Consider the following 14,793-nt stretch of genomic DNA (forward strand, 5'->3'; position numbering starts at 1 on the left):
ACTACTGCAACGGGGGTTTCCGTGAGAGTCGTTTTACGTAATAACGCCATCTTCGTCCAAGGGAGTTCGAATACCCTCGAAGAGCCCTGGATGGAAGAATTCTTCGAACATCATATTTATAACACGTTGTTTTTGGACAATGGGGTGTTAGTGCTCAACAACGAACATTCTTCGGAGAAAAAAGAAGAATTCCTCGAAACCCTCAGCGACGAGTTTACCCGTATAAACGATCTCTCCAGCCCGTTTTACCGTCGTTCGCTCAAACGGTGCAAAACCGCTGCGGTACGGATCGAACTGCCATACCGTGAAGAAGAGAAAGTCGAAATCGAACTTTACGCGTTCAGCTCCAGCCGCGTCCGCTTTACCCTCGATTCGCCCAACGGGTGGATCATGCGCTATCTCAAGCAGCAGCTTTCCGGTCTCGTCATCAACGCCACCTCTACCCAGATCGACGTCGACGTCGGCACCGCAGCGGCTAAAGCGCGTCTTGAAAAAACGCTCAATCGCCGCGAGGTACTTCACTACGCGATCCATTACCGCTATGACGACGAGTTCATGAGCCGGCTTTACAGCCAGTACAAAGGGTGGGGATTCAGCAGCGAAAGCATAGACAAAATGATTCGCTACCATGCGATTTTCGAGCTCCCGGTCGGGGCGAAACCGGCCGATCTGAAAAAACAGTACCGCAAGCTTGCACGTCGTTACCATCCCGACCGCGTACAGACGCAAAGCCCCGAAGTGATTAACAAATACACCCAGAAATTTCAGCTGCTGCAGGAAGCCTACGACGCTCTACGGGCGGCGAGTTAAGGCCATCAGCTCTTCGGCGTCGAACAGATATAGGCGCGCAGAGCGTAGATGGGCAAGTTCGTTCGAAAACCCCCGCTTGGCAAACAGAAAGATTTTATCGGGCTCAAGCGAGAGGCGAAGACATTTCTCTTCGAGATGGCGCAGCTCTTTTTTGTTCACCTTGTGGTTCGTCCATTTGCATTCGCCGATCCACGTTTCTCCTTCATACGTTTCGCAAAACAGGTCGATTTCCACTTCCCGGTCCCAGTAACTCCCCGAATCGAGCAGTTGGACATCGAACCGTTCGGCCAGGATTTCACGGATATAGAGGCCGCAGAGTTCTTCGAACGTGAACCCCGTAAAAGCATTCGCATGGAGGTGGAAATGTTCCCAGAAAGGATCATATTCCCCGCGGCGTATCGTCTCTGAAAACGGTTCGACGAAGGCAAACCAGAATCGGAGAAACGGAGTCGCGAACCGGAGTTTGTGGCTGATTTTGTGGCGTTCGACCTCTTTTTTGAATTTTTGTTTGGGATGCAGCCGCACCGGAGGAGTTTCGCGGGAGCGCTCAAGGGTGAGATAGCCGTTGCGGCGGAGGTATTCGAACGCTTCGCTTCCTCTTTCTTTGCCTATTTTCGCCCGTCGGTATGCCGAGAGGTGGCGGCGGTCGCCTACCGCGATGGCCCGTAACAAACGGATATAGAGTCCCTCTTCCCCGAGCGGTTCCATGAGCTTTGCACGATGGGTTTCAAACGGTGCGAGAACATGGCGCTCGAGGAGGGTTTCGACGCTCTGGTCGGTATCGATCGCCTCGTCGATACCTCCGAAAAGGGCGAACAGCGAAATGCACTCTTCCATGTCGGACGGAAGATTACGGTGAAAAAAATCGCAAAAAAGTTGTTTATCCATTTGCGGAAGATTATAGCGAATTCTCTTCGGAACGAAATTCATTTCCCCAGCGCAATATATTGAGGCCGTATTTGTTTCGGATCGAGACGGCGGCGGTATCGAGAGAGCGTTCATGGACGTCCGATTCGTAATCGAGCAGGGAAAAGACCCGGTGGGTCTGGGAACTGAAATGCGATGCGGACAGCCCGAGATGGTTGACCGCCCCCAGAGGATGTGCGTCCGCGCGTGAAAAAAGGGACAATGCCAGGGTACGGAAGCGCCGTTCGCTGAACAGACGTGCTTCAGTGAGGCTGTAGTGCGCTTTGGGGTAGTGGAGGTAATGGAGCGAAAGGGTGTAGGTGGTCGGGTAGACTTCGAGTTTATGGATGGCATACGCCAGATGGCGCGAGAGGATTGCGACTCGGCGGCGGAGTTCATCCCGGTCGTATACCGGATCGAAGGTGCGGGAAATCCCGATCGATTTACGGGGCGCGCGGAGGCTTAGCTCCCCCAGCTCGTGTCCGCTGATCCGGTCGTAGAGCGCCGAGGCGTACGGCCCCCAGGAACGCACCAGCGGTTCGGCCCGCAACAGATCACCGAGGGTTTCGAGGCGGTACTCTCGGCATCGCCGCTGGATGCTTTTCCCCAGTCCGGGGAATTTTTCGACCGCTACGGAACGGGTAAAAGCGGCGATCTGGTCGGGAAAGAGAGTGCGGCATCCGAACGGTTTGGCTTCGTCGGTGGCGAGTTTGGCGAGGTATTTGGAATGGGCGGCTCCGATGGAGACGGGCAGACGGAGATGCTTTTTGATCGCATGCCGCAACGCGTCGGTGAATTCGGGGATCTCCTCATCGGGTACCCACCCCTCCAGATCGCCGTAAAATTCGTCGATGCTTGCCTGCTCCACCAGGGGGATCCGCTCTTGCAAAAAGTCGTGAAGCGCCCGCGAAAGGCGGTGATAAAGGCGCATATTCGGCGCTTTGACGATCAGCGAGGGGCATCGGCCGAGTGCTTCGCGCAGGCTCATCCCGGTTTTGACGCCGAATGCTCGCGCTTCGTAACTGGCCGTGGTGACGATACCTCGGATCCGCCCGTCGGGGTCGATATACTGCTTGAGATCATCTCCCTGGTAACGGTGAAAGAACGCGCCGACAAACGCGCCGCCGTTATCGATCAGCAGCTCCTGATTCGAAGCGGTGCCCGAAAAGATATACGGATCCCCGCGTCCTCCGATCGCAACGGGCTTGCCCTCAAGCGCGGCATCGACGGTTCGTTCGGCGGAGACAAAAAAACAGTCCAGGTCAATGTGTATTTTCATACGGCAAGTGTAATGCAAGAACAAAGAGAAAGGGGAAAATATGGCAGAATGCACGCCGGCATCCTGTTACATCGACGCGATGGCCCCTTCGATTTTTGTGAGGATTTCGCCTACTTTCCGCCGGTAGCTCTCGAGCGCCGTCTGATAGGCGGCGGAGAGCGGAGCCCCCGAGGCCAGGTCTTCGACGATACCGATCATCGACTGAAGGAAATCGCGATGGGCCGCGCATTCATGGCAGACGGTCGTATTTTCGCACATCCCCTCGTTCATCACGACGTAGGCGTTCTGCGTCGCTTCGCTCAGGTGTACGAAATAGCTCTGTTCCCCTCCCGCTTCTGCTTGCAGAAGCCTGGAAATTTCGGTGAATCGGGAATGTGCGTCACGGATAATGTCGTTCATGGTGATCCTCCATTGAAAACGTTTGTGTTCGATTATAACTAAAAATTAACTTATTGGGTATGTGCGGAGCCAAGTAGGATACAATTGCAGCATCAAAAAAGCGTCGGAAAAGGATCTTTCCGAAACGCTCGGGCGAAAGGAGTGACATGGAATACCGCTATATCGGCCGCAGCGGGCTGCGCGTCTCGCCGATTTGCATGGGGACGATGACGTTTCCGGGACAGTGCGACGAGAAAGAAGCGTTTGCCATCCTGGACAAAGCGTACGAAGCGGGGGTCAATTTTTTCGACACCGCGGAACTCTACCCCGTCCCCCCCTCCGAAACGCTTGCGGGGCGGACCGAAGAGATCGTCGGACGGTGGCTGAAAACCAAGCCCAGAGAGAGCGTCATCCTGGCCAGCAAGGTGGCCGGAGCCGCGTCGGGATGGTTCGTCCCCCCGATCCGCCACGGCCTTACGGCCATGGACCGTTTCCATATCGAGCGGGCCGTTGAGGGATCGCTCAAGCGGCTGGGGACCGATTATATCGACCTGTACCAGATGCACTGGCCCGATACAGTCGTTCCGATCGAAGAGACGATGCGCGCGTTCGACGCGCTGGTGCAAAGCGGGAAGGTGCGCTACGTCGGTACCTCGAACGATACGGCGCGCGGAACGATGAAATCACTGATGGTATCAAAGTACGAAAAGCTCTCCCGGTTCGAATCGATCCAGAACAATTTTTCTCTCCTCAACCGCCGTGATCTGACCGAAATCGCGGCGTTGTGCCGTGAGGAGCAAATCTCGCTGCTGCCGTATTCGCCGCTTGGAGGAGGGGTTCTAAGCGGAAAATACAATCAGGATATCCGGGCGCAGGGGCGTTTTAGCGATTACGTCAAATCCCCCAACAAGCGCCAGCGGCTGATGGCGGCGCGGTTTTTGAACGACAAAACGCTCGCCTCGACGCAGGAGTACCTCCGGATCGCCGCCGAGGCGGGACTCCATCCGGTGACGATGGCGATCGCGTGGAGCAAGCAGTTCGATTTCGTCGCTTCCACGATCATCGGGGCGACGTCGGCCGCGCAGCTTGATGATTCGCTCGCGGCGATGGAGGTAACCCTCCCGGCCGAATTACTTCAAAAACTGGATGAGGTCCATGCGAAAATACTCTATCCTATGGGCTAGCCTCGCGGTCCTCGTGCTGGGAGGATGCGGAACGAAACACTTTACGCTCAGCGAACCCAAGATGATCACCCTCAAAACCCCCAAGCTCAAATTTGCCGATACCGGGTATCTCCGCACCGACGGCGATGGTGTCGAACTCGAACTTTTTACCGCCGGGGTTGCGGTCGAAAAAATCCGTATCGACGGCGAAGTGTGCGTCAGCGCCGGGTGTATGAACGAAGAAAAGTTCGTCAGGGAGTATCTCTACCCAGACTATCCGGTCGATACGATGCGAAACGTTCTGCTGGGTCGCGATATTTTCGGCGGGAAAGGGAAAGAGGAGATGTGCGACGGAAGGCTTTTCCAGTTCGTCCGCGACGACGAAATGGACATCATCTACCGCCGGGGAAAAGGGGAGATTTATTTCAAGGACCGCCTCAACGGGATCATCGTCCGGATCAACGATCTTGACGAAAATCAATCGCGCTAGAGACGCAATCGGTTACAATCGACACCAAAAAAGGGATTGACGATGAACGTTTCCCCCGATTTTTCTCTCCCGCTGCGGGTTATTGCCCCCTATTTTCTCACGGGTGCGTTCTTCTACACCCTTTCGATGGGCTATCTGTGGTTTGCCGATCCTGCCGTTTCGGCTGCCGATATGCGGCTGTTGGCATGGACCCATGCGTACATGGTGGGATTTGTGATGAGCGTGATCGTGGGGGCGATGGGACAGCTCTGCGTTGTCGTCGGCGAAGTGCATCACCGTTATCCCGCCCTGTTCGTATGGATCGCCCCGATACTTGGGATCGGGAGTATGCTCCTGTTCGCTGGGTTTGCGTTCGATCCTTTCTGGCTGATCGCGGGGGGCGGCCTGATCGTCGCGGCGTTGGGACTTTTTGCCTGGGATCTTTTTCTGACCGTCCGTCGCAGCCGCCGCCGAACGGCGGTAATCCGGTCGATGCAGTGGAGCACTTTTTTTCTTGGGATCGGGCTGGCGGTCGGAATCGCGATGGCGGGAGGGTATGCCGGGGCGTGGCCGATCGATCCTTCGCGATGGCTCCCGCTGCATCTGATGACGGTATTCGGGGGATACGTTCTGCTCAATGTAATGGGGGTTAGTACCGTGCTGCTCCCGATGTTCGGAGCGTGTGAGCGGTTCTCAGACAATGACCATGCCTTCAGCTTTTACGCGATGATCGCGGCGGTGGCCGCAATGATTCTCTCCGCGCTCCTGCAAACCGGATGGCTTGAAGGGATATCCCTGGGGGCGGCGCTCTTTTCTATGCTGCACTACCTTCGGGTCGTTTATCGCATTTTCACCTCCAAAAAACGGCGCTACGCCGATATCTGGGAACGCTCGCTCACGGTTGCGTTCATCGCACTGGTCGGGTGCGTCGGAATCGGGATATACGGGTACGTCACGGGAGATGAGAAAAGTGTTTTGACGGCGTTCTGGCTGCTGATGGCGGGATTTATCGGCTTTCTGATCACGGGCCACCTCTACAAGATCGTACCGTTTCTGGTGTGGTTTGAACGTTTCGCCCCCCGCCTTGATGAAGAAGAGGTGCCGATGATCCATCAGCTCCTGCCGACGCGCTTGGCCGACGCACAGTGGGGAAGCGCCCTTGCGGGGGTAGCGGCGATCGCCGTTTCGCTGTGGCTGCAGAGCGGGTGGCTGTGGCAGGCGGGTGCGGCTATGCTGTTTTTATCGGGGGTTCTGCTGATCGCCGTCATCGTGAAGGTGCTGCGGTATCGGGTATAATGGCACTCTTTCAATGAACGAGGAGCATGCATGAAACTCAGCCGCCGCAGCGGGACGATCGAACAGTCCCATATCCGGTCCATGACCGGGGCCTGCAACGCCGTGGGCGGAATTAACATGGCGCAGGGGGTATGCGATCTCCCCGTCCCTTCCGAGGTGATCGAAGGGGCGAAATGGGCGATGGATCAGGGGATCAACATCTACACTCCGACCGAAGGATTGCCCCGTCTTCGCGAAGCGATCGCGGCGAAGATGAAAAGGTTTTACGGCGTCGACGTACTCCCCGAACAGGTTCTCGTCAGCGACGGGGCGACGGGGGCGTTTTATACGGCGTGCCTCTCACTCCTCGAACCGGGGGACGAAGTGATGCTGTTCGAACCCTACTACGGCTACCACCGCTCGACTCTGACCTCGATCGGGGCGGTGCCGACGTTCGTGCGGCTCGAAGCGCCTGAATGGACACTTGATATGGAGGCTCTTCAAGCAGCGCTAACCCCGAAAACACGTGCTATGGTGATCTGCAATCCGGCCAACCCGAGCGGCAAGGTCTACACCCGCGAGGAACTCGAATCGATCGGCGCGTTTGCCGAAAAACACGACCTGATCGTCTTTTCCGATGAGATGTACGAGCACTTCCTTTACGACGGCGCTGCCCACGTTCCCGCTCTCTCGGTCCCGGGCCTCAAAGAGCGGTGCGTCACGATGTCGGGATTCTCGAAAGTCTTCAGCGTGACCGGATGGCGGCTGGGGTACGCAATCGCGCCGCTTCACGTGATCGAGGCGATGGCGCAGTTTAACGACCTGATCTACGTCTGCGCCCCTGCGCCGTTGCAAATCGGGGCGGCGGTCGGGCTGGAGCGGCTGGGTGATGGCTACTATGCGGAACTCTCCCAAGTTCATCAGCACAAACGCGACCTTTTCTGCGCCGCCTTGCGTGATGCCGGTCTTTCCCCAAGCGTCCCGAGGGGGGCATACTATATCATGACCGACGTGAGCGGCGTGAACGGTAGCGACGATTTTGAAAAAGCGATGGCCATACTGGAAAAAACGGGTGTCGCTTCGGTCCCCGGACGCGCTTTTTACCACGATGACGCGGGGAAAAACATGGTCCGCTTTTGTTATTCTAAACCGCTTGAGGTACTCCAAGAAGCCGCCGAGAGAATTCGCAAACTGCGCTAAAATGTCATTATTAATTATCAGGATTTCAGCATGGCCAAATATGTAGGCGCCCACGTTTCCGCCAGCGGCGGGGTGTTTAATGCCCCCCTCAACGCGATGGCGATCGGTGCGAAAGCGTTCGCCCTCTTTACAAAAAACCAGAAACAGTGGACGGCAAAACCGCTGGATGATGAGACGATAGGATTGTTCAAAGAGAACCTTGCCAAAAGCGGCATTTTGCCCAAACACGTCCTTCCGCACGATTCGTACCTGATCAACCTCGGGCACCCCGAAGAGGAGAAACGGCAAAAATCGCTCGAAGCGTTTATCGACGAGACACGCCGCTGCATGCAGCTGGGACTGGATCGACTTAACTTCCACCCCGGCAGCCACCTCAAACAGATCAGCGAGGAGGAGTGCATCGACCGGATCGCCGCGTCGATGAACGAGACGCTCTCGCTCACCGAAGGGGTAAGCCTCGTGATCGAAAACACCGCGGGGCAGGGGAGCAACCTGGGGTGGAAGTTTGAGCACCTCGCCGCCATCATCGATCGGATCGAAGACAAAAGCCGCGTCGGCGTCTGCATCGACACGTGCCACATGTTCACCGCCGGCTACGACATCCGCACCCGCGAAGCGTACGAAGCGACCTGGGAAGAATTCGAGCGGGTCGTCGGCTTCAAATACCTGATGGGGATGCACATCAACGATTCCAAACCCGACCTTGGCAGCCGCGTTGACCGCCACGATTCGATCGGCAAAGGGAAACTGGGAATCGAGCCGTTTCGTTACATCATGAACGATCCGCGGATGGACGACATCCCGCTCGTTCTCGAGACGATCGACGAGACGATCTGGGCCGAGGAGATCAAGCTGCTCTACGGACTGCAGGCATAAACGATTCATACAGACCATACACAAGGACACTTTTGAAATATTTGATCGATTTTCTCGAAAATCCCGTCATTGAGCAAAGCCATATTTTCCAGCATCTCAAATGCTCGGCCGACGAGGCTAAAATTCTCCGGCTGCTGACCCGCAAATTTTTACAGGGGCAAGAAGACGTCGTCGTCGCCGAACTCCTCCAGGAGATTTACGGGGCGCAGGATTATTCGTTCCTTTCCCGTTTCGGTGAAGTAAAAACGCTGATGGAACTCGGATGGCTCACCCACCACTCTTTCACCCCCATAAAAATCAGCGAACTCTCGCAGCTCGAGCTCTACAATACCCCCGTGGCGCTTACCCCGGTATTCATGAAGCTGATCGAGGAGGGGTCGCTCGAGATGACCCTCCCCGATATAAAGCCCTATGCGGATCATCTGGAGTATCTGCAAGACCAGTTTTTCCGTATCGAGCTTTACCAGAAGATGAGCATCATCCGCCACAACGGTAACGAACACTCCCTGGGGATCAACCGCATCCAGAAAAAACTCGAACTCCTCGAAAAACGGATCGAGGAGCGGATCGCGCAGACGTCGCACGACGTCGTGCTGGACCGTTTTTTCAAAAACAAAAAACTCGAACCCAAAGAGCAGGTGATTTTCCTCGCACTGCTCAAGGAAGAGTACAGCGCGACCGAGGGGAACCTGCGGGAGATGAACACGCTGATCGACCTGATCAGTTTCGACGATTACGAACGGATCAAAAACCGCGCCCTCCTCGAAGACGGCGCGCGGCTCATCAACGAGGACGTCATCGATTACGAAGAGATGCTCAATCCCTTCGGCGGGATCAGCAGGGCGTTTTACATCGTCGATGAGGTGCTTCAGTCGATTATGCACCCGCAGAAAAAGAAAAAGGTGCGCAAACTCAAACTCGACATGCTGATCAAAGAGCAGGATATTTTCGAGCTGATCGAGCCTTCGACGTCGCTGGAGAACGTCGTTTTGAACCCGACGACCGAGCAGACGCTCCAAAACCTGATGCGCCAGCTTGACCGGGAGGTGGTGTCTCGCCTGCACGAGTGGGGGATCAAGGACAAAAAAGCGGGGATCGACGCGCGGATCATTTTTTACGGCCCTCCGGGGACGGGAAAAACGTTGACGGCCCATTCCCTGGCCAAATCGCTCAAACGCCAGGTGCTCAGTTTTGACTGTTCCAAAATCCTGTCGATGTATGTCGGGGAATCGGAGAAAAACGTCCGCAAAATTTTCGATACCTATGCCGATCTGACCCGTCAGACGAAAACCGAGCCTATCTTACTGCTCAATGAAGCCGACCAGTTCCTCTCCTCGCGCTCGTCGGGGGTCGGTTCATCGGCGGATCAGATGCACAACCAGATGCAGAATATTTTTCTGGAGCAGATCGAAAAATTCCAGGGGATACTGATCGCGACGACGAACCTACTCGAAAACATCGACCAGGCATTTTCACGCCGGTTCAACTACAAGATCGAGTTCAAAAAGCCCGACCAGAAACAGCGTCTTGCCTTATGGAAAATGATGCTTCCCCAAAACGCCCCCTACGAAGAAGGGTTCGACGTCGAAGCGCTGGTCTCCTACCCGCTGACGGGGGGGCAGATCAACCTGATCGTCAAAAATACCGCTTACCACGTCGCCGCCCGTAAAGAGGGAATATTCCGTCTGGAAGACTTTGTCGCAGAGATCAAAAAAGAGCGTTCGGGAAGTTTCGAGGGCGAGAAATCGATGGGTTTCATCAACCGCTGATTGTTTTCCGGGCAGCGGTGCAACACATCTGCAACATAAACGTAGTATAATGCATCCACAGCGAATGTTGTGATACATTGTGTGAAGGAGATGTTATGGGTTGGTTCGGCGATGACAGCGCACTGAAAAACGAGCTTTACGATCTGAAAAAAGCGTATGAGGCGATGGAGGAAGAGAACCGCCGCCTGCAGGATCGTCTCCGCGAATGCGAAGCGTTGAACGCTGAGCAGCCCGCATCGCATCAATGCGAAAACGCTACCGCCTTGATGACGTACCAAAACGAACAGCTTAAGCGCAATCTCCTCGACATTCAGGGGAACATGGCGGCATCCGTCGCTTCGTCACGCGAAAACATCGCCCAGTCCACTTCATTGCTGGAAAACATCATTGACCTGGGCGACAAAGCGTCAGGGATATCCAGCACGCTTGAAGGGCTCAATGCACTGGCGCTTGATTCGATGGGGACGGTTCAGGCTCTCTCCGAACGGGCGCAGGACGTCGCGAGCATCCTGGGGCTCATCAAGGATATTTCAGACCAGACCAACCTGCTTGCCCTGAATGCCGCGATCGAAGCGGCGAGAGCGGGTGAACACGGGCGCGGATTTGCGGTCGTGGCCGACGAAGTCCGCAAGCTTGCCGACCGAACGGACAAGGCAATCAGTGAAATCCACATTTCACTCCAGTCGATGAAACAAGACGTCACCACGATCGGCGAGAAATTCGAAAATATTCAGGAGAGCATTTCCGAATCCAACGAGTCGATCGGAACATTCACCACGAACATGCATACGAACGCGCAGATGATGCGCGAAACGTTCGGAAGTACCGAACACACCGCAGAACGGGTCTTTATGAGCCTGGCGAAACTTGATCACGTTTTGTGGAAAGTCAACACTTATCTCTCCGCCGTCACCCGTAAAGAGCAGTTCGCTTTCGTCGATCACCACAACTGCCGTCTGGGCAAATGGTACGAGCAGGGTGAAGGGGCGCAGTTTTTCAAACAAACCCCGAGTTACGGAGCCCTGGAAACTCCTCATTCGATTGTCCATAACACAACGCACAAGATTTTTGATCTGCTCCACAGCGAGAGCATCGGCTCGGACAAAATGGTACGCGCTTTCGAAGAGATGGAACATGCGAGTGACGGTGTGTTTACGACGCTTGACCGCATGCTGCAAGAAAAACAGTGATGCGTATTTGATTCGAATGGTAGCACTTAGAATCGTTTCAAATCGATCGGACGGCGGAGTGCGTTACGCGTGTTGTAGCAATTCGATACTTTAAAGCCCTTTTTCTCCCAATGTGTTACAATATTTAACATATTTTCTTCTTTGCCTTTTTTTATCTGTTCCCTATCGTTACAGTCCATCGAAAATGTGGTGATGATAAGGGTTCCTTTAATCCTCTTTTTGTTATAGTGCAACAACTGTTTTTATAGAAACCGTACTTCCGAGCCCTTTTTTGCGGGGTTTTCGGGGTATGCCATCAACCACTAAGAGGTCGGAATCATGGAGCATTACAACGTCGCAAATCCTTATTTCGGGGTATTTGTACTGTTTGTGTTGACGTTCGGGGCGTTTTATGCCACGACGGTAATAGCACGCCTAGCCAGCCGCGCTTTGGCGGCCAAAGATACGGAAAAGCTGAAGCTGACGGTATACGAATGCGGACCGGAGGTAACCAAACAACCGAACCGTATTTCGACGCAGTTTTACCTGTTCGCGCTGCTGTTTTTGCTGTTTGACGTGGAAATCGTATTCATGTTTCCATGGGCAATCGATTTTAAATTACTCGGCTGGTTCGGTTTCGCCGAGATGATGATGTTCATCTTGTTGCTGGCGATCGGATTTGTTTACGCGTGGAAGAAAGGGGCGCTCGAATGGCACAACATCAAGTAAATTATCTCAAAGACGGCGGTTTGCCCGTCGCATTGACCACCATCGACAAAGTGGTCAACTGGGGACGTTCGAATTCTTTGTGGGCACTCACGTACGGTTTGGCATGCTGCGGTATCGAAATGATGGCGTCGGGTGCATCGCGCTACGACTTCGACCGTTTCGGCACGATTTTCCGGGCCTCTCCGCGTCAGGCGGAACTGATGATCGTCGCGGGGACTCTGACGAAAAAACACGCCGAGTTCATCCGCCGTCTGTACGATCAGATGACCGAACCCAAATGGGTCATCTCGATGGGATCGTGCGCCAACACCGGCGGTATGTTCAACACCTACGCGACCGTTCAGGGGGTTGACCGCGTCATCCCGGTCGACCTGTACCTCCCCGGGTGTGCCCCGCGTCCCGAAACGCTCCAATACGCGGTGATGCTGCTCCAGCAGAAAATCCGCCGCGAGAGCGCGAACAAATCACAAAAACCAAAAAGGTTGATGTAATGAGAGCCTATACGCCCAAAGACAACGTACAGAAAAAACCTTACTATACCGACCGCTACTGGGTTGCGCCCCAGGTTGCGAAAAGCGACGTGAGCGAAGACGAAACCTTTGCCGCCGACCTCGAAGCAATCAAGGCCAAGTTCGACGTTCTCGAAGCCTATATCCAGGTGGGACAGATGGTGGTGATGATCAATGCCGCGGATAACTACGGCGTGCTCGAACTCCTCAAAAACGAGCGTGAATACTGCCAGCTCAGCGAACTGAGCGCGGTCGACTGGCTTGCGCAGGAAGGGAAATTCGAAATTTTCTATCAAATGCTCTCGATGAGCAAACGCAAACGCATCCGCGTCAAATGCAAAATTGCCGAAAAAGAGTCGATCCGAAGCGTCGAAAAGCTGTTCCGTTCCGCCGACTGGAGCGAGCGCGAAATGTACGATATGTTCGGGATCGTCATCAACAACCATCCGTACATGAAGCGGATTCTGATGCCGGACGACTGGGAAGGGTACCCGCTGCGCAAAACGTATCCTCTGCAGGGTGACGAATTTGCCCAATGGTACGAAGTCGACAAAATCTTCGGAAAAGAAGCGCGTGACATCATCGGGCCCGAAAACCGTGACAGCGCTCGTGTAGACCGTTACGACACCGAGCGTTTCGCACGGCTTGGACACGAAGTACCGCGCGGTGCCGACATCAGCCAGGGTGAACCGGATACGCCGGTACAGTACCAGGAAGAAGGCGGCGCCTTTATGATCGATAAATTCGATGCACAAAAAACCGTTACGATCTCCGATCGCGACCGTTAAGGATCAAGCATGCAACAACCCAACAGACTCAGACCCTTTTTCGAAAACATTACGTTCGACCGGGACGACAATGAACTGATCCTCAACTTCGGTCCGCAGCACCCCTCGGCGCACGGCCAGTTGCGCCTGATGCTGCACCTGCAGCAAGAGCAGATCACCAAGGCCCATCCGGACATCGGGTATCTTCACCGCGGTATGGAGAAGATGGCGGAGAACATGATCTACAACGAGTTCATGCCGACTACCGACCGTATGGACTATATCGCGTCGAGCTCGAACAACTACGGTTTTGCCCTCGCGGTTGAGCGCCTTATCGGCCTCGAAGTGCCGCGCCGCGCCAAAGTGATCCGGATGATGCTGCTCGAGACGAACCGCCTGATGTCGCACCTTTTCTGGCTTGCGACGACGGCCCTGGATATCGGGGCGATGACCGTCTTCCTGTTTGCGTTCCGCGAGCGCGAATACCTGATGGACCTGATCGAAGACTACTGCGGTGCCCGTCTGACACACGCCGCGGTCCGCATCGGCGGGGTACCGCTGGACCTGCCGGACAACTTCATCGACGATTTGCGTAAATTCCTCGACAAGCTGCCGGAGAACATCAAAGATTATGAAGACCTTCTTGACAGCAACCGTATCTGGAAAATGCGTATGGAAAACGTCGGGGTCATCTCCAAAGAGATGGCGCTGAGCTGGGGCTGTTCGGGAATCATGCTCCGCGCCTCGGGCGTTGAGTGGGATATCCGCAAGGAAGAGCCGTACGAACTGTACGACGAAGTGGAGTTTAACGTTCCGGTTTCGGACAAAGGCGATAACTACGCACGTTACAAACTCTATATGGCAGAGATGCGCGAATCGGCCAAGATCCTCTACCAGGTGATCGACATGTACGCCGAGACGTCGCCCGAACTGATGGCGCACGCTCCGCAGTACATTTCGGCTCCGAAAATCGACATCATGACCCAGAACTATTCGCTGATGCAGCATTTCGTTCTCGTAACGCAGGGGATGCGTCCCCCCGTCGGCGAAGTGTATGTTGCGACCGAGTCTCCGAAAGGGGAACTGGGGTATTACATCAATTCGCAGGGAGACGCGTACCCGTACCGTCTCAAACTCCGTGCGCCGTCGTTCTGGCATACGGGGATCCTGACCGATCTTTTGCCGGGCCATTACATTCCGGACGTTGTATCCATCATCGGGACGACCAACATCGTCTTCGGTGAAGTAGACCGTTAAGAGGAGAGAAGATGAAACGTTACGATTTGCGTCATCTTAAAGATGATTTTTACGGTCGGATGGGAGAGATCCTGAAAAACGAGGCGAAAGCCGGAGAAGTGGTGATCTTTTTGTTTGAAATCGGCGATTTTTCGCCGGTTCAAAAGTCGGCTGATCTTGTGAAAGAACTCGGATTCGAACTGATGAACTCGTTGAAGTTCAACGAAGCCGACTGGACCATCGTGGTCAAAAAATAAG

At 54.8% G+C, this 14,793-nt stretch carries 16 protein-coding genes; 13 read left to right on the forward strand and 3 right to left on the reverse strand.

The window, feature by feature from the left end; all coding sequences use genetic code 11:
* Nucleotides 1–21 precede the first annotated feature (21 nt).
* Nucleotides 22–810, forward strand: coding sequence for a J domain-containing protein (locus E0765_RS09080; RefSeq protein WP_165921733.1), 789 nt, complete (start codon nt 22–24; stop codon nt 808–810).
* On the opposite strand, the gene E0765_RS09085 is transcribed toward E0765_RS09080, so the two are convergent.
* The 3 genes from E0765_RS09085 to E0765_RS09095 all read right to left on the reverse strand — a co-directional run bounded on the left by E0765_RS09085 (nt 793) and on the right by E0765_RS09095 (nt 3,394).
* Nucleotides 793–1,698, reverse strand: a complete 906-nt coding sequence (locus E0765_RS09085; protein WP_165921734.1) for a DUF234 domain-containing protein — start codon at nt 1,696–1,698, stop codon at nt 793–795. The genes E0765_RS09080 and E0765_RS09085 overlap by 18 nt on opposite strands.
* A gap of 10 nt (nt 1,699–1,708) precedes the next feature.
* The gene (locus tag E0765_RS09090) at nt 1,709–2,995 is read right to left on the reverse strand and encodes a DNA polymerase IV (protein ID WP_132812910.1); all 1,287 of its coding nucleotides are present in this window, start codon (nt 2,993–2,995) and stop codon (nt 1,709–1,711) included.
* Nucleotides 2,996–3,061: 66 nt separating this feature from the next.
* Entirely contained in the window at nt 3,062–3,394 is a 333-nt protein-coding gene (locus tag E0765_RS09095; RefSeq protein ID WP_132812911.1) for a hypothetical protein, read from the reverse strand.
* 146 nt (nt 3,395–3,540) lie between these two features.
* On the opposite strand from E0765_RS09095, the gene E0765_RS09100 reads away from it, so the two are divergent.
* From E0765_RS09100 to E0765_RS09155, 12 genes are all read left to right on the forward strand, one after another.
* Entirely contained in the window at nt 3,541–4,557 is a 1,017-nt protein-coding gene (locus tag E0765_RS09100; RefSeq protein ID WP_132812912.1) for an aldo/keto reductase, read from the forward strand.
* The gene (locus tag E0765_RS09105; protein ID WP_132812913.1) at nt 4,529–5,026 is read left to right on the forward strand and encodes a hypothetical protein; all 498 of its coding nucleotides are present in this window, start codon (nt 4,529–4,531) and stop codon (nt 5,024–5,026) included. The genes E0765_RS09100 and E0765_RS09105 overlap by 29 nt, the downstream gene beginning before the upstream one ends.
* Before the next feature lie 42 nt (nt 5,027–5,068).
* Nucleotides 5,069–6,301 carry a hypothetical protein gene (locus E0765_RS09110; protein WP_132812914.1) on the forward strand — a complete coding sequence of 411 codons (1,233 nt, stop codon included), beginning with the start codon at nt 5,069–5,071 and terminating at the stop codon, nt 6,299–6,301.
* A 30-nt stretch (nt 6,302–6,331) separates the two neighbouring features.
* Nucleotides 6,332–7,480: a pyridoxal phosphate-dependent aminotransferase gene (locus E0765_RS09115; RefSeq protein ID WP_132812915.1), complete on the forward strand. Its 1,149-nt coding sequence runs from the start codon at nt 6,332–6,334 to the stop codon at nt 7,478–7,480.
* A 30-nt stretch (nt 7,481–7,510) separates the two neighbouring features.
* Nucleotides 7,511–8,356: a deoxyribonuclease IV gene (nfo, locus tag E0765_RS09120; protein ID WP_132812916.1), complete on the forward strand. Its 846-nt coding sequence runs from the start codon at nt 7,511–7,513 to the stop codon at nt 8,354–8,356.
* A gap of 32 nt (nt 8,357–8,388) precedes the next feature.
* The gene (locus E0765_RS09125) at nt 8,389–10,125 is read left to right on the forward strand and encodes an ATP-binding protein (protein ID WP_132812917.1); all 1,737 of its coding nucleotides are present in this window, start codon (nt 8,389–8,391) and stop codon (nt 10,123–10,125) included.
* A 95-nt stretch (nt 10,126–10,220) separates the two neighbouring features.
* Nucleotides 10,221–11,315 carry a methyl-accepting chemotaxis protein gene (locus E0765_RS12815; RefSeq protein WP_132812918.1) on the forward strand — a complete coding sequence of 365 codons (1,095 nt, stop codon included), beginning with the start codon at nt 10,221–10,223 and terminating at the stop codon, nt 11,313–11,315.
* 318 nt (nt 11,316–11,633) lie between these two features.
* Nucleotides 11,634–12,023: an NAD(P)H-quinone oxidoreductase subunit 3 gene (locus tag E0765_RS09135; RefSeq protein ID WP_037950377.1), complete on the forward strand. Its 390-nt coding sequence runs from the start codon at nt 11,634–11,636 to the stop codon at nt 12,021–12,023.
* Nucleotides 12,005–12,514, forward strand: coding sequence for an NADH-quinone oxidoreductase subunit B family protein (locus E0765_RS09140; protein WP_037950381.1), 510 nt, complete (start codon nt 12,005–12,007; stop codon nt 12,512–12,514). Before E0765_RS09135 ends, E0765_RS09140 begins: the two co-directional genes overlap by 19 nt.
* Nucleotides 12,514–13,320, forward strand: a complete 807-nt coding sequence (locus tag E0765_RS09145; protein ID WP_132812919.1) for an NADH-quinone oxidoreductase subunit C — start codon at nt 12,514–12,516, stop codon at nt 13,318–13,320. The genes E0765_RS09140 and E0765_RS09145 overlap by 1 nt, the downstream gene beginning before the upstream one ends.
* A gap of 9 nt (nt 13,321–13,329) precedes the next feature.
* The gene (gene nuoD, locus E0765_RS09150) at nt 13,330–14,556 is read left to right on the forward strand and encodes an NADH dehydrogenase (quinone) subunit D (protein ID WP_132812920.1); all 1,227 of its coding nucleotides are present in this window, start codon (nt 13,330–13,332) and stop codon (nt 14,554–14,556) included.
* Between the two features lie 11 nt (nt 14,557–14,567).
* On the forward strand, nt 14,568–14,792 hold the full coding sequence (locus tag E0765_RS09155) for an NADH-ubiquinone oxidoreductase subunit E family protein (protein ID WP_132812921.1): 225 nt from the start codon (nt 14,568–14,570) through the stop codon (nt 14,790–14,792).
* Nucleotide 14,793 lies beyond the last annotated feature (1 nt).

Source organism: Sulfuricurvum sp. IAE1, from assembly GCF_004347735.1.
In the GTDB taxonomy this organism is placed as follows: Bacteria; Campylobacterota; Campylobacteria; order Campylobacterales; family Sulfurimonadaceae; genus Sulfuricurvum.

What these genes read in the sequence shown, in the direction of transcription:
- E0765_RS09115 (WP_132812915.1), top strand. Translation starts at nt 6,332, where the DNA reads ATGAAACTCAGCCGCCGCAGCGGGACGATCGAACAGTCCCATATCCGG.
- E0765_RS09105 (WP_132812913.1), top strand. Translation starts at nt 4,529, where the DNA reads ATGCGAAAATACTCTATCCTATGGGCTAGCCTCGCGGTCCTCGTGCTG.
- E0765_RS09155 (WP_132812921.1), top strand. Translation starts at nt 14,568, where the DNA reads ATGAAACGTTACGATTTGCGTCATCTTAAAGATGATTTTTACGGTCGG.
- E0765_RS09140 (WP_037950381.1), top strand. Translation starts at nt 12,005, where the DNA reads ATGGCACAACATCAAGTAAATTATCTCAAAGACGGCGGTTTGCCCGTC.
- E0765_RS09090 (WP_132812910.1), bottom strand. Translation starts at nt 2,995, where the DNA reads ATGAAAATACACATTGACCTGGACTGTTTTTTTGTCTCCGCCGAACGA.
- E0765_RS09145 (WP_132812919.1), top strand. Translation starts at nt 12,514, where the DNA reads ATGAGAGCCTATACGCCCAAAGACAACGTACAGAAAAAACCTTACTAT.
- E0765_RS09110 (WP_132812914.1), top strand. Translation starts at nt 5,069, where the DNA reads ATGAACGTTTCCCCCGATTTTTCTCTCCCGCTGCGGGTTATTGCCCCC.
- E0765_RS09135 (WP_037950377.1), top strand. Translation starts at nt 11,634, where the DNA reads ATGGAGCATTACAACGTCGCAAATCCTTATTTCGGGGTATTTGTACTG.
- E0765_RS09085 (WP_165921734.1), bottom strand. Translation starts at nt 1,698, where the DNA reads ATGGATAAACAACTTTTTTGCGATTTTTTTCACCGTAATCTTCCGTCC.
- E0765_RS09095 (WP_132812911.1), bottom strand. Translation starts at nt 3,394, where the DNA reads ATGAACGACATTATCCGTGACGCACATTCCCGATTCACCGAAATTTCC.
- E0765_RS12815 (WP_132812918.1), top strand. Translation starts at nt 10,221, where the DNA reads ATGGGTTGGTTCGGCGATGACAGCGCACTGAAAAACGAGCTTTACGAT.
- nuoD (WP_132812920.1), top strand. Translation starts at nt 13,330, where the DNA reads ATGCAACAACCCAACAGACTCAGACCCTTTTTCGAAAACATTACGTTC.
- E0765_RS09100 (WP_132812912.1), top strand. Translation starts at nt 3,541, where the DNA reads ATGGAATACCGCTATATCGGCCGCAGCGGGCTGCGCGTCTCGCCGATT.
- nfo (WP_132812916.1), top strand. Translation starts at nt 7,511, where the DNA reads ATGGCCAAATATGTAGGCGCCCACGTTTCCGCCAGCGGCGGGGTGTTT.